This is a genomic window from Catellatospora sp. NPDC049111 (genome assembly GCF_040648615.1).
In the GTDB taxonomy this organism is placed as follows: domain Bacteria; phylum Actinomycetota; class Actinomycetes; order Mycobacteriales; family Micromonosporaceae; genus Catellatospora; species Catellatospora aurea.
Window position 1 is genome coordinate 125,386 of sequence record NZ_JBEZEB010000008.1, and the last position, 14,183, is coordinate 139,568.

General features: G+C 72.1%; 7 protein-coding genes and 1 pseudogene. 6 read left to right on the top strand and 2 right to left on the bottom strand.

Features of this window, described 5'->3' with window-relative positions; all coding sequences use genetic code 11:
* Positions 1–50 precede the first annotated feature (50 nt).
* Both yidC and AB0B66_RS14740 read left to right on the top strand, forming a co-directional pair.
* Positions 51–776: a membrane protein insertase YidC gene (yidC, locus tag AB0B66_RS14735; RefSeq protein WP_360528606.1), complete on the top strand. Its 726-nt coding sequence runs from the start codon at positions 51–53 to the stop codon at positions 774–776.
* Positions 777–829: 53 nt separating this feature from the next.
* Positions 830–1,660, top strand: coding sequence for an AbfB domain-containing protein (locus AB0B66_RS14740; RefSeq protein ID WP_360528609.1), 831 nt, complete (start codon positions 830–832; stop codon positions 1,658–1,660).
* A 541-nt stretch (positions 1,661–2,201) separates the two neighbouring features.
* On the opposite strand, the gene AB0B66_RS14745 is transcribed toward AB0B66_RS14740, so the two are convergent.
* On the bottom strand, positions 2,202–5,054 hold the full coding sequence (locus tag AB0B66_RS14745) for an AAA family ATPase (RefSeq protein WP_360528612.1): 2,853 nt from the start codon (positions 5,052–5,054) through the stop codon (positions 2,202–2,204).
* A 140-nt stretch (positions 5,055–5,194) separates the two neighbouring features.
* Here AB0B66_RS14745 and AB0B66_RS14750 point away from each other — a divergent pair.
* A pseudogene (locus AB0B66_RS14750) lies at positions 5,195–5,581 on the top strand (metallophosphoesterase); the annotation flags it as partial.
* A gap of 450 nt (positions 5,582–6,031) precedes the next feature.
* Positions 6,032–7,249 (top strand): saccharopine dehydrogenase NADP-binding domain-containing protein, encoded by a 1,218-nt coding sequence (locus AB0B66_RS14755; RefSeq protein ID WP_360528981.1) that lies wholly within the window; start codon positions 6,032–6,034, stop codon positions 7,247–7,249.
* An 83-nt stretch (positions 7,250–7,332) separates the two neighbouring features.
* On the opposite strand, the gene AB0B66_RS14760 is transcribed toward AB0B66_RS14755, so the two are convergent.
* Positions 7,333–8,841 (bottom strand): hypothetical protein, encoded by a 1,509-nt coding sequence (locus AB0B66_RS14760; protein ID WP_360528615.1) that lies wholly within the window; start codon positions 8,839–8,841, stop codon positions 7,333–7,335.
* 343 nt (positions 8,842–9,184) lie between these two features.
* On the opposite strand from AB0B66_RS14760, the gene AB0B66_RS14765 reads away from it, so the two are divergent.
* Together AB0B66_RS14765 and AB0B66_RS14770 are read left to right on the top strand one after the other, a co-directional pair.
* Complete coding sequence (locus AB0B66_RS14765) at positions 9,185–11,071, top strand: cellulase family glycosylhydrolase (RefSeq protein WP_360528618.1); 1,887 nt, start codon at positions 9,185–9,187, stop codon at positions 11,069–11,071.
* Between the two features lie 205 nt (positions 11,072–11,276).
* The gene (locus AB0B66_RS14770; protein WP_360528621.1) at positions 11,277–14,036 is read left to right on the top strand and encodes a PQQ-dependent sugar dehydrogenase; all 2,760 of its coding nucleotides are present in this window, start codon (positions 11,277–11,279) and stop codon (positions 14,034–14,036) included.
* Positions 14,037–14,183: the final 147 nt, after the last annotated feature.

Sequence of the window (14,183 nt, forward strand, 5' to 3'; positions counted from 1 at the left end):
CGACCGACGTCCCGGCCGGGCAGCCGTACCCGCAGAGGGGTCTGTCTTCCGTGTTCGCTTCGCTGTTCCATGCCGCGCACACCGCGGTCGTCCACCTGTCCACCCTGCTCGCCCCCGTCGGCGGCGTCGCCGCGGCGGTCGTCGCCGTGACGATGCTGGTCCGGCTGCTGCTCCACCCCCTGACCAGGGCTGCCGTACGCGGTGAGCGGGCCCGCGCCGCGCTCGCGCCGCAGCTGGCCGCCTTGCGCAAGAAGCACGGCAAGGACACCGCCGCTCTCGCCCAGGCCATGACGGACCTGCACCGCGAGGCCGGCGTGTCGCCGCTGGCCGGGTTCCTGCCGATGCTGCTCCAGGCGCCCGTCTTCATCGTCCTGTACCAGCTGTTCGCCAGCACCACGGTCGCCGGGCAGGCCAACGTGCTGCTGGACAGCACGCTGTCCGGGGTGCCGCTGAGCGCGCACCTGCTCGCCCCGGCGGCGGCGTGGCTGCCGCACCTGGCCGTGTTCGGCGGCGTGGTGGCGGTGCTGACGGCGCTGGCGTGGGCCTCGTCACAGCGGGCGGCACGCCTGGCGGCGCTGCAGGCAGAACCGCCGACGGGCCTGCTGGCGGCGCTGCCGCGGGTGCTGCCGTACACGATCCTGCTCAGTGCCGTGGTGTTGCCGCTGGCCGCGCTGCTCTACCTGGTCACCTCGACGGCGTGGACGGTCGCCGAGAACGCGCTGCTGCGCCGCGGCCATCCGGTCCGGGCCGCGGCCGTGCGCCCGGCGGAGGCGTGACTTCGGTCGGACAGCCGATCGCGAGCACCGGGGCCCGTCGGTAGCGTCCTGGCGTGACCAAGCATCGGGCGAACGAGGACGACGCGACGACGATCCTGCCCAGGCTGAGCCTGCCGGCGACAGTCGAGGAACTCGCGGCGCAGGAGCGGGCGCCGGAGCCGAGGCGCTCCCGGCGTCCGGTCGTGATCGTCGTCGCCGTCACCACGGTGCTCGCCACCGCGACGGCCGGTTGGGCGCTGACCCGGCCCTCCGACCAGGTGATCCCGCAGCCCGCGGCGCTGCCCACCGCGGGCTCGCGCGGATATGTCGACGGGTTCGGCGCGGTCAGCGAGTCGGCGGAGCCACCGGTGCGGGAGTTTCCGGGCAGCCCGGCGGCCCGCCCGTCAGCGCCCGCGCCGTCGTCCGCAGCGCCCGTGCCGGGCCAGTCGCTGGCCCCGTCGGCGCTGCTGGCGGGCAGTCAGCGGTCGCTGCGCGCGGCCGACCGCCCGGACCGGTTCGTCCGGCAGAGCGGTGGCCTCGCCTCGCTGGTCAGCGTCACTCTGGCCAGCCCCGGCGGGGTGCGGCAGGCGGCCACCTTCACCGTCGCGGCGGGGCTGGCCGACAAGAACTGCTTCTCCTTCGTCGGGGTCGACGGCGGCTACCTGCGGCACCGCGACTGGCGGATCCGCCACGAGCGCAGCGACGGGTCGCCGCTGTTCCGGGCCGACGCGACGTTCTGCGTCCGGCCGGGCAAGGTCGCGGGCGCGGTGTACCTGGAGTCGTACAACTACCGTGGCTACTACGTCCACCTGCGCGGCGAGGAGCTGTGGATCGACCGGTGGCGGGACCGGGACGACCGCTTCGACCGCGAGTGTGCCTTCGCGGTCAGCGCACCCTGGGGCTGACCTGCAATTTGCATGGTCCACGCCCATCCGTAGGCAGCCGCGGTTACTTGCGTATGGCTACGTAGCGCTCTACGGATTGTCGCCACAGCCGCGCTCGGCGATCGTTGAAGGCATGGGTGGACCACCTGGGAACCGCCGAGCGACTCCCCAGCGGCACGTGACTTCGTCTCCGTGTCGCTGGGTGGATTCGCACCCCGTCGGAGGGACCCGAACGGTTTGAAGGTAACGGCCGGTCACCGCCGGCCGGAACCAGTGCTCTCGCTGAGCGGTGTGGCAGGGAGATGCGTCGTCATCCAGAGCTGGCGGCGTACGACCCTGAGGTGGGGGAGCGGCCGATCGTCGCTCCTCCACCACCAGCACGAACGACAGGCTCGATCCACCGTCGCACGGTCTGTGCCAGGGCCGCGACGGGGCCTGGGGAGGAGGTGGCCTCCGGCGCCGGCAACGGCTCCGGGGGCCGCTCATGCTTCCGCCTCGCTGCGCTCGGCTCCAGCATGAGTCGCCGTGCTCATGATTCGCTCGCTGACGCTCGCTCATGGGCTCAACCCGGCAGGTCCAGCTCCACTCCGGCCAGTTCGGCTCGGGAGTGGACACCCAGCTTGTGCAGCGAGCGCGCGACGTGCTGTTCGACGGTGCGCGGCGACAGGAACAGCATCTGGGCGATCTCGCGGTTGGTGCGCCCCTGCGCGGCCAGCCGGGCCACCTCTCGTTCCCGTGGGGTGAGGCCGCCGCCGTAGCCGGGCCGCCCGCCCCGCGCCACCACCCCGTGTTCGCGCAGCGTGTGCTGGCAGCGAGCGGCGTCCCAGCCCGCGCCCAGCCCGGTGAACACGGCTCCGGCCGCGGCCAGCACCGCCAGCGCGTCGGCGTCGCCGGGCCGTGACGCCAGTTCGCTGCGGGCCCGGCCCTCCTCGGCCTGGGCCGCCTCGTACGGGCGCGGCTGCGCCGCGAAGCCCTTCGCCGCACCGGCGAAATGCTCCACCGCCTCGGCATGGCGGTCCTCGGCGGCCAGCAGGTGCCCGCGGCACAGCTCCAGCGAGGCCTCCGCCAGCGGCGACTCCCGCCCGCGCATGCCTGCGGCGAACTCCTCGGTCAGCCCGCGCGCCTCGGCGGTCAGGCCCGCCTGGCCCAGCACGTGCACCGCGTACGGGGCCAGTTCGGCGGCCCAGTTCCAGATGGCCTTGGCCCGCACCCGGGCCACGGCGCGGCGGGTCTCGGCGACGGCCTCGTCGAGCTGCCCCCGGGCCGCCAGCACCCGGATGTACGCCCCGGATGCCGCGGCCACCACGGGCACCGTGCTGGTGTGCGGCGCGGCGACGCCCGCCGCCGCCAGGGAGGACTCGGCGGTGTCCCAGTCGCCGCGCGCCATCGCCAGCAGCCCGGTCACCAGGTGGCCCTCGACCTGCGTGGTGGGACCGTCCGGCCCGATGAACTCGGTGGCCCGGTCGGCCAGCCCGGTCCAGCGGCCCATCGACCAGTCCAGGCGCAGCATGGTGCAGCGCGCCGTGGTGGAGGTGACCGACGCGCCGACCTGCGCGGCGAGGTCGGTGGCCTGGCGCAGGAAGTCCTCGGCGGCGCGGTGGCGGCCCAGCAGGATCGTCGCGTCGGCGAGGTTCTGCAGGCCCCGCGCGACCTGCTGGCGTACGGCCAGGTTCGGGCCGCCCTCGGTGGTCAGCCGCTGCGCCACCGTCCACGCCGCGGGGTCGCCGCAGTTCATCAGCAGGGTGGCCCGGTTGGCGAGCACGGCCATCTTGATGGCGTCGTCGTCGCAGGCCGCGGCGGCCTCCTCGGCGCGTTCCAGCCAGCCCAGGTCGTGGCTGAACGAGGAGAAATGCAGCACCGGCCAGGACAGCACGGCCATCGCCCGGGCGGCCAGCGCCGGGCGTTCGTGCAGCTCGTCGACGGCCTGTTCCACTTCGGCCGCGCCCTCGGCGTACTCCCCGGCCTGGTTCATCAGCACCAGTCCCAGCTTGAGCCGCAGCTCGCCGCGGGCGGCGACGGGCAGCCGGTCGTCGGCGATGATGCGGCGCAGCAGCGCGACGGTCTGGTCGGAGCGGCGGCCGACCTCGGCGGTCTGCGCCAGCCGGATCGTCAGCCGGGTGCGCACGTTGCGGGGCACGGTCTGGTCGGCGAGCACCTCCTCCAGGGTGGCGATCGCGGCCTCGTTGTCGCCGTCGGCGATGTAGCGCTCGGCGGCCGCCTCGGCGTGGCGCATCCAGGCCTTGTGCTGGCCGGAGCGGCGGTGGTGGTGGGCCAGCCGGGCCAGCTGCGGGGCCGCGTTGCCGTGGGCGAGCGCGGCCGCGGCACGGCTGTGCAGCTCGCGCCGCCACGGTCCGGGCATCACCTCGTACACGGCGCGGGCGGCCAGCGGGATGCGGTAGCCGTAGCGGCCGTCCTCGGCCTCGGCGAGCACGGCCCCGGCCAGCACCTCGACGAGCGCGTCGCGGCCCTGCCCGGCGTCCATCCCGGACACTTCGGCGAGCAGTTCCTCGGCGACGGGTTCGTCGAGCACGGCGGCGGCTTCGGCGATGCGCCGCCCGGCCGTGGACAGCGCGGCGACGCGGGCGTTGGTCAGCTCGCGCAGCCGGGCGGGCGGGGCGAACCGGCCGAAGCCGGTGCCGTCGGGGTCCTCGCCGGGCAGGCGCAGCTGCTCCAGCACGTCCTCGATGACGCGGGGCACCCCGCCCGTCGCCGTGGCGAGCCGGGCGGTGAAGTCGGCCGGCACGTCCGGGTTGGCTCCGGTCTGCCGCCGCACCTGGCGTACGAGCTGGCGCACCTCCTCGGCCTGCAGCGGCTGGACCCGCACGGTGGCCGAGCGCATCTGCGGGGCGTACGCCGCGGCGACGCCGAGCGGCAGTCCCGGCACCGCCAGCTCCTCGGGCCGGTAGGACAGCACCAGGCACACCTCGGGCAGCGGCGCGGACATCAGCAGCGACAGCAGGTCGCGCGAGTCCGGGTCGATCCACTGCAGGTCCTCGACGACGAGGGTGACCCGGCCCAGCGAGCCCAGCAGCACGCGGATCGCCCGCAGCATCCGGTGGCGCTCCTCGGCGGGGTCGGCCAGCCCCGGCAGATCCGGCGGCATGCGATCGGCGAGTTCGGGCAGCAGTGGGCGCAGCGCGCCCAGCAGCGGGTTCAAGGCGGATGCCGGGGGCAGGTGCGGCTCGGCGCTCAGCAGCAGCCCCGTCACCGCGGCCAGCGGCAGCGGCGGCCGGATCGGCGGGCACGCGGCAGCCAGCACCGTGCCGGCGGCCTGCCGGCGCCACTCGTTGATCAGCCGGGTCTTGCCGCTGCCGGCTTCGCCCGCGACGAACAGCACTGCGGGTGGATCGGCCACAGCGTGGAGGAAGCGTTGCAGAGTCTCGTTGCGCCCGACGAACCCGCGGTCTGTCTGCACGACCGTATCTTCGCCGCTGTCGGGCATCGACGCCAAGTCGTCCCGTGCTGTGATCACGACAGCGGTGGCCCGGGCTTGTCGGGACAGTCGACCGCGCGAGCCGTGGGTAGTGTTGCGGCGCAGGGAAAGAGGAGGCGCGGATGGGCCGGGTCATCGTCATCGGGGACGTCGGCGGTTTCCCCGATCAGCTGCGAGCGGCTCTGGTCGCGGCCGGGGCGCGGAAGAAGGACCTGCGGCTGCCCGCCGACCTGACCGTCATCCAGGTCGGTGACCTGGTCGACCGCGGGCCGGACAGCTCCGGCGTGCTGCGCATCGTCGCCGACCGCCTCGACGACCAGCCGGACCAGTGGATCCAGCTGCTGGGCAACCACGAGTCGCAGTACCTTCCCGGCGGCGACCACTTCTTCCCCGAGCGGCTGTCCAAGAACGACGCCCGCCTTCTGCGCGACTGGTGGGAGGACGGCAGGCTGCGCGTGGCGGCGGCGGTGCGCACCGCCGACGGCGACGACTACCTGCTCAGTCACGCCGGCCTGACGGTCGCGTGCTGGCAGGAGCTGGGCGAGCCGGCCACCGCGGCGGCCGCGGCCCGACTGCTCGACGAGCGGCCCGAGCCGATGCTGTGGCGCGGCTTCTACACCGGCACCGACGGCAAGTCCGGGCCGCTGTGGGCCGAGGCGGGTTCCGAGCTGTACGGCGAATGGCTCGGCTTCCACACCACCGGCGGCTTCGTGCCGTTCGGGCAGATCCACGGCCACTCACAGGTCGTCGGGTTCCGGGACCGGAGCTGGCGCTGCACGGGGAAGATCCGGCAGCGGGCGACCGTCGACTGGGAGGCCCGGCACGTGCGGGTGCGCGCGGGCGGCCGGGTGCTCATCGGCATCGACCCCAAGCACGGCCGCAACGGCGCGGCGTCGTGGCGTCCGCTGGAACTGGACGGCGCCACGGTGCTCGACTTCGGGCACCGTGCGAGCGACGCGGTGAACGCGGTCGCGGGTGAGTCGCGACCCGGCCGCGGGGCGGATCGGCCGTACGACGTCGTGCTGTTCGGGGCGACCGGGTTCACCGGCGGGCTGACCGCCGAATATCTCGCGCACCACGCGCCGGAGGGGTGCCGGTGGGCGCTGGCCGGGCGTGACCCGGACCGGCTGGCGGCGGTGCGGGACCGGCTGGCCGCCGCCGTGCCAGGCTGTGCCGAGCTGCCGCTGCTGCACGCCGACAGCGGCGACCCTGAGTCGCTGGCCGCGCTGGCCGCCTCGGCCCGCGTGGTGATCAGCACCGTCGGCCCGTACGTACTGCACGGCCAGCCGCTGGTGGCCGCGTGCGCGGCGGCCGGGACCGACTACGTGGACCTGACCGGGGAGCCGGAGTTCATCGACGACATGTACGTGCGCCACCATGCCACCGCCGTCGCGTCCGGGGCGCGGCTGGTGCACGCGTGCGGGTTCGACTCGGTGCCGCACGATCTCGGCGTGTACCTCACCGTCGGGCGGCTGCCGGCCGACGGCCCGATCCGGGTCGACGGCCACGTGCGGGCCGGTGGCACGGTCTCCGGCGGCACGCTGGCCTCGGCGCTGCTGGCGTTCTCCCGGCGACGGGAGACCGCGCGGGCGGGCCGGGAGCGACGCGCGCTCGATCCCCGGCCGGCGGGCAGGCGGATCCGCACGCCACTGGGCGGGCTGCGCCGGGTGCACCCGGACAGCGGGCTCCAGGGCTGGTCGGTGCCGCTGCCGACGGTCGATCCGCAGATCGTGGGCCGGTCAGCGGCGGCGCTGGAGCGGTACGGGCCGGACTTCGCCTACACCCACAGCGCGGCGGTGCGCCGCCTGCCGGTCGCGCTGGCCGGGATCGCGGGCGCGGCGGTGCTGTTCGTGCTGGCCCAGCTCGGGCCGGTGCGGCGGTGGCTGATGCGGCGGCTGCCGAGCGGGCAGGGGCCCAGCCCGGAGCAGCGGGCGAGGAACTGGTTCAGCGCCAGGTTCGTCGGCGAGGGCGGGGGCCGCCGGGTGGTCACCGAGGTGTCGGGCGGCGACCCGGGTTACGGCGAGACCGCCAAGATGCTCGCCGAGTCGGCGCTGTGCCTGGCCTTCGACGCGCTGCCGCCGACGTCAGGGCAGGTCACCACGGCCGTGGCGATGGGTGACGCGCTTGCCGCACGACTGGTCGAGGCCGGGTTGCGGATCAAGGTCGAGCAGGTCTGAGCACGACCGCACGGCCCGCCGAGGCCGGAAACGGACAGTGGCCGCCGGGCTGATGCCCGGCGGCCACTGTCACGTACTGCGGATCAGCTCAGCTCGACCGGCATCCGCCGGCGGCGGGCCATCGTGAACACGACGACGCCGAGCGCCACGAGCGCGCCGCCCACGCCGGCGATCAGGCCGACCTGGACACCGGTGACCGGCAGGCCGCCGCCCGCGTGCGCGATCTTCGCCTCGTTGTTGGCGTTGTTCGCGTCGCTCCACGGCTCCCAGCGGCCGATCGGGGTCAGCGTGGACACGCCGTCCGCGCCGCTGTCGCCGGTGATCTCGAACTTGAAGTCCAGCGTGTACGTCTCACCGGCGCCGAAGAAGTAGCTCTGGTTCCAGCAGTGGTAGTACGTGTACCCGGGCTTGGAGCCCCGGCCCTCGTAGCCGTCGCCGACCTTCTCGATCGCCTCGCACTGCTTGGGCACGCCGACCAGCTTGGCCCACTCCGGCACGGTGATGCCGAACATCAGGATCGGCTCGCCGGAGCTGACCGAGTTCGACGAGCTGGGACCGGTGTTCTTCACGCCGAGCTTCGCCGTGACGGTGTCGCCGACGCCGCCGGCCAGGTCCGCGCCGATCGCGGCGAGGTCGAACGGGGTCTTGATGTTCCAGCTGGAGTCGGCCCAGTTGTCGCGGGTGTCGATCTCGACGACGCGGGCGGTGCGCTGGCTGGGCAGGGTGGCCGGGACCAGCTTCAGGTGCTTGCCGGAGCCGCGCTCGGCGAAGCCCATCCGGGTGCGCGCCTGGGCGGGGAGGTCGTCGCCGACGTCCACGATGGAGGTGCCCCGCTCGAACGTCGAGGTGTCGGCGGCGATGCGGCCCTGGAACCCGCCCTCGATCTCGACGGCTTCGTTGGGGCCGAGCCCGCCCTCGATGGGCAGGGTGCAGTAGACGTGCGTGCCCTGGGCCTCGTCCCAGACGGCGTACTCGCACTCCTCGTACTCGACGGGCGTGATGCCGTGGGTGAAGCTGAAGGTGAAGCTCAGCGACGGCGCGGCCTTGTCACCGACGTTGCCGACGACCATGGGCATGGACACGTCGTCGCCGATCTTCGCGTCCTGGTCGTACTTGCCCTGGTCCAGGACGATCAGGTCGGCGCCGCTCTTGACGGTGACCTTGGTGTTGACCGTGTACGGCTCGTTGTCGGCCGACGACGTGGTCACCGGGACCTCGGCGGTGGCGCCCTCGGTCGCGCCGGCCAGCGGCTGCAGCAGCACGGAGATGATGCTGTCGACGCCGCCGTCGGCGAAGGCGCAGGTGGCGGTCTTGTCGGCCACCTTGCACTTCTCGCCGTCGGGGCCGGGGAAGGAGACCTTGGCGATGCCGTCGAGCGCGGTCAGGTCGAGGACGACCTTGCCGTCGGTGACGTCCTCGCCGAAGACGTACAGCGGGTAGACCTTGCCCGGTGCGCCGCCGGCGCCCATGGTCAGGTCGTCGAACTGGGCGCCGAAGTAGCCGGCGGCGTGGGCGGGCGCGGGGGCCAGCGCGATGGCGGCCACGGCGGCCGCGCCGACGGCCAGCAGCCGGCGGGGGATGGGCAGTCTCATGGGGTGTTGCGTCCTCCCGTGACGATGATCGTGCCGCCGCAGGATACGCAGAGCGTTTCACGTTCGCTGACCCGTCGGTCAGGCTATGGCCGGTCGGTGGCGGCACTCGTCCCATCGGCCGACCTGCCGTGTCGTGGAGCATCGGCATGAACCGGTTCAGCCGAATGTTCGCGGCTCGGGATGTGCGGGCCGAAGGAGGCACCTTAACCGGTTGCGTCCATCGGTGCATCAACCTATGCTGATGCCGACGCTTGTAGGGAGCCGTCGGGCTGCGTCATACCGATTCCTCGTGTCCGTCCCCCGCGTCGGCCGTGCCGGCGGGGCTGCTCCCTCCGAGGTGAACATGAAGAGAAAGATCGCGCTGGCCGCCGCGTCCCTGCTGGCGCTGGCCGCCGCCGTGGTGGCGTTCAGCCAGCCCGCGCAGGCCGCCACCGGCATCCGCGTGTCCAACGGCAAGCTCGTCGAGGCCAACGGCACCGCCCTCAAACTGCGCGGCATCAACCACCCGCACGCCTGGTACGCCACCCAGACCAGCTCCTTCGCCAACATCAAGGCGGCCGGGGCCAACTCCGTGCGCGTGGTGCTGTCCGGCGGGCGATGGACCACCAACACCGCCTCCGACGTCGCCAACGTCATCTCGCTGTGCAAGACCAACAAGCTGATCTGCGTACTGGAGAACCACGACACCACCGGCTTCGGCGAGCAGAGCGGCGCGGTCAGCCTGGACACCGCCGTGAACTACTGGATCAGCATCCAGAGCGCGCTGACCGGCCAGGAGAACTACGTCATCCTCAACATCGGCAACGAGCCGATCGGCAACAACGCGGTCACCCCCAACTGGACCGATGCCACCAAGAGCGCCATCCAGCGACTGCGCAACGCCGGGTTCCAGCACACCATCATGGTGGACGCGCCGAACTGGGGTCAGGACTGGTCGTTCACGATGCGCGACAACGCGCCGAGCGTGCTGGCCGCCGACACCACCGGCAACACCATCTTCAGCGTGCACATGTACGGCGTGTTCGACACGGCCGCCGAGGTGACCGCGTACGTCGACTCGTTCACCAGCCGCAACCTGGCGCTGTGCGTGTGCGAGTTCGGTGACAACCACTCCGACGGCAACCCCGACGAGGACACCATCATGGCCAAGACCCAGTCCGCCGGGATCGGCAACATGGGCTGGTCGTGGAGCGGCAACGGCGGCGGCGTCGAGTACCTGGACATGGTGACGAGCTTCAACCCGGCCCAGCGCAGCAACTGGGGCAACCGCTACATCACCGGCAGCAACGGCCTGTCCACCACCTCGACGCAGGCGACCATCTACAACACCGGCGGCGACACGCAGGCTCCGACGACGCCGGGCACCCCGACGGCGTCGAACGTGACCTCGTCCTCGCTGTCGCTGTCGTGGTCGGCCTCGACCGACAACGTGGGCGTGACCGGCTACGACGTGGTGCGGGTGTCGGGTTCGACGGAGACGGTGCTGGCCTCGCCGAGCGCCAACTCCGCGTCGTTGACCGGGCTGTCCGCCGGTACGCAGTACACCCTGGCCGTGTACGCCAAGGACGCCGCGGGCAACCGCTCGACCCGCTCGAACACGGTGACCGTGACCACCTCGGGCACCGGCGGCGACACGCAGGCCCCGACGACGCCGGGCACCCCGGCGGCGTCGAACGTGACCTCGTCCTCGCTGTCGCTGTCGTGGTCCGCGTCGACCGACAACGTGGGCGTGACCGGCTACGACGTGGTGCGGGTGTCCGGTTCGACCGAGACCGTGCTGGCCTCGCCGAGCACGAACTCGGCATCGCTGACCGGGCTGTCCGCCGGCACCCAGTACACCCTGGCCGTGTACGCCAAGGACGCCGCGGGCAACCGCTCGTCCCGCTCGTCCACGGTGAGCGTGACCACGCAGACCGGCGGCGGCACGGGCGGCTGCACGGCCACGTACACGATCACCAACCAGTGGCCCGGCGGCTTCGGGGCTAACGTCACCGTGACCAACGGCGCCACCGCCAGCACCAGCTGGGCCGTGACCTGGACGTTCGCCAACGGACAGACCATCACGCAGATCTGGAGCGCGGTGGACACCGCCAGCGGCGCGAGCCACACGGCGCGCAACATGAGCTACAACGGCAACCTGGGCCCTAACGCGTCCACGTCGTTCGGGTTCAACGGAACCTGGAACAACTCGGTCAACGCGGTGCCCACGCTGACCTGCACGCGTAGCTGACGCTCGCTTTGCGAACAGCTGAGCCCGTCCCGTGTCCGCGGGGCGGGCTCAACTGTTTAGTTCCCGACATAGCCTTTCTCCACGCGTATTGGGGAAATTAGGGCTTATTTGGAAACACCCGCGTGTAAGAGCCTGAAATATGCATTCCGCTCGTTAGCCTGTCGCACTGTCAGCGGACACCACACGAGCAGGAGGCTTTCACGCTATGGGTCATCGGAGATCGCTGCCCGTCGGTGCGGCGCTGATGTCAGGAATCCTGTCGATCGCCATGCCCGGCCCGGCCGCGCACGCCGCCTCGCCGCCGACCGCGCCCACCATCACCGAGCCCGGCGCGGACAACACGCTGGTCAGCGCGGCGGACGTGCACATGGAGGCCGCGCCGTTCAGCGACCCGGACGGCGACGCGCACCTGTGCAGCGAGTGGGAGATCCTCACCGGCGGCGAGCGGATCTGGGCCAGCGGCTGCACCGGCGGCGTGCTGCGCAACCACATCCACATGGGCGACGGCGTGTTCGAGAACTCCCACGCCGGCCGCGGTGACCTGATCCCCGACAAGGACTACGAGCTGCGGGTCCGGTTCAAGGACAGCAGCGGCGACCCGGGCACCGAGTGGAGCGCCTGGACCGAGCGGCCGTTCCGCACCGCCAAGGAGCTCAAGCCGCGGCCCGACGCGCCGGAGTGGGTGGTCAAGCAGGACGGCTACAAGGTCGAGGAGGTGGCCGGGGGCTTCTCGCTGCCGGTCAACATCGCCATGGTGCCCGGCCACGTCGCCGACCCGAGCAAGCCGATGTTCTACGTGACCGAGCTGTACGGCAAGATCAAGGTGGTCAAGGCCGACTACTCGGTGTCCACCTACGCCGACGACCTGCTCAACTACGACCCGTCCAAGGTCTTCCCGGGCAGCGGCGAGATGGGCCTGGCCGGTCTCGTGATGGACCCGGCGTCGGGCGACCTGTTCGCGTCCATGGTCTACAAGGACGGCAGCAACTACTACCCGAAGGTCGTCCGCTTCCACAGCACCGACGGCGGCAAGACGGCCGCGTCGAAGAAGACGATCCTCGACCTCGACGACGAGCCGCAGAGCGCCTCACACCAGATCTCCAACCTGAGCATCGGCCCGGACGGCAAGCTCTACGTGCACCTCGGCGACGGCTTCGAGCCCGACACCGCGCAGGACAAGGACTCGGCCCGGGGCAAGGTGCTGCGGCTGAACCTGGACGGGTCGGTGCCCAGCGACAACCCGTTCTACAACGACGACGACGGCATCAGCGCCCGCGACATGATCTTCGCGTACGGCCTGCGCAACCCGTTCGGCGGCGGCTGGCGGGCCAGCGACGGCCAGCACTACTCCGTCGAGAACGGCCCCGGTGCCAACGACCGCCTTGCCCGCATCACCAAGGGCACCGACTACGGCTGGGGCGGCAGCGTCAACGACATGAAGAAGAACGCGCTCTACTACTGGGAGCGCACGCACGCGCCGGTGAACATCACGTTCACCGAGCAGAGCGACCACCACGCGGGCGGCTTCCCCGAGGACAAGTGGGGCCACGCGTTCGTCTCCGAGAGCGGCCCGACGTACGCCACCGGCCCGCAGGAGAAGGGCAAGCGCATCGTCGAGTTCTCGTTCAACGGCGACGGGTCGGTCTCGGCCCCGAAGACGCTGGTCGAGTACAACGGCGGTGGCAAGACCACGGTCGCCGGCCTCGCCGTCGGCCAGGACGGCCTCTACTTCACCGGCCTGTACCCCGACAGCGGCGACCCGACGAAGGCCGGCGCGAAGATCTACCGGGTGCGCTACGCGCCGCAGCAGGCAGCGTCCCCGGTCATGATCTACGGCGACCGCGACTTCAAGGGCTCCTTCCAGGCGCTCGGCGCGGGCGTGCACGACAACGCCGCCGGTGAGCTGGGCTCGGTCGGCAACGACAAGATGAGCTCGCTCAAGGTCGGCCCTGGCTACCGCGTCGTGGTCTGCCAGGACGACACCTCCCAGGGCCGCACCAACGCCCTGAACCTCGGCGCGTGCCGCTACTACGGCCCCGGCCAGCACGAGTTCGTCGGCACGGACCTCAACGACAAGGCGTCGCTGATCGCCGTCCTGGGCGGCCCGGCCAAGGGCAAGGGCGTCACGGCGTACACCGGGACGAACTTCTCCGGCGACTCCCAGGGACTCGGCGTCGGCGGCTTCGAGGCCAGCGTCGGCGAGCTGAACCAGGTCGACACCGATACCAGCTCGATGAAGGTGGCCACCGGGCACGAGGCGCTGGTCTGCCAGCACGACCGCGACGCGGGCGTCAACAGCGGCCAGGTCGGCCCGTGCCGCTACTTCACCGCCGGCGACCACGCGGCGATCGGCGACAACTTCGAGGACAACGTGCACCTGATCGCGGTCGGCGGCCCGGCCGTGACCGTGTACGAGGGGGCCGCGCTGACCGGCGTGTCCCAGCAGTTCACGCCCGGCATCCACCAGGCATGGCAGGGCAACCTGAACGTCGTCGGCAACGACGCGATCACTTCGTTCCGGGTGGAGCCGGGCTACCGGTTCGTGGCGTGCAGCAACGACGGCAAGAACTTCTCCAATAAGGGCGACCTCGGCCCCTGCCGCACGTTCGGCGCGGGCGACCACACGCTGCAGGGCAGCACGCTCGACAACAAGATCTCCCTGATGGCGGTGCTGGCCGGGCCGAGCAACGGCGCGCGCATGACGGTCTACCGCGACCGCGACTTCAAGGGCGTCTACAACAAGTACGGCATCGGCATCTACGAGTCGGCGGAGATCGGCCCGGTCGGCAACGACAAGATCAGCTCGCTGAAGGTGGCGGCCGACCACGAGGCCGTGGTGTGCCGCCACGACAGCGCCAAGGGCGAGGCCGACATCAACCCGTGCCGCCTGTACGTCGCCGGCGACCACAAGTACGTCGGCGCCGACCTCAACGACGACATCTCCCTGGTCGCGATCTCGAAGTGAACCCTGCTCGAAGCGTCGCCGGCCCGCGGGCCGGCGGCGCCTCGGCGTCCTGCGCGACAGGACACGACGCCCGCCATGACCGTGCGCCCGGTCGGCCGCCTCCGCGCCTCGGCCTTGGCGGGTGCCTACCTCGCGTTGCGGCTACAT

Excerpts from the sequence above, each read along its gene's own strand:
- AB0B66_RS14760 (WP_360528615.1), bottom strand. The coding sequence starts at position 8,841 with ATGAGACTGCCCATCCCCCGCCGGCTGCTGGCCGTCGGCGCGGCCGCC.
- AB0B66_RS14765 (WP_360528618.1), top strand. The coding sequence starts at position 9,185 with ATGAAGAGAAAGATCGCGCTGGCCGCCGCGTCCCTGCTGGCGCTGGCC.
- AB0B66_RS14770 (WP_360528621.1), top strand. The coding sequence starts at position 11,277 with ATGGGTCATCGGAGATCGCTGCCCGTCGGTGCGGCGCTGATGTCAGGA.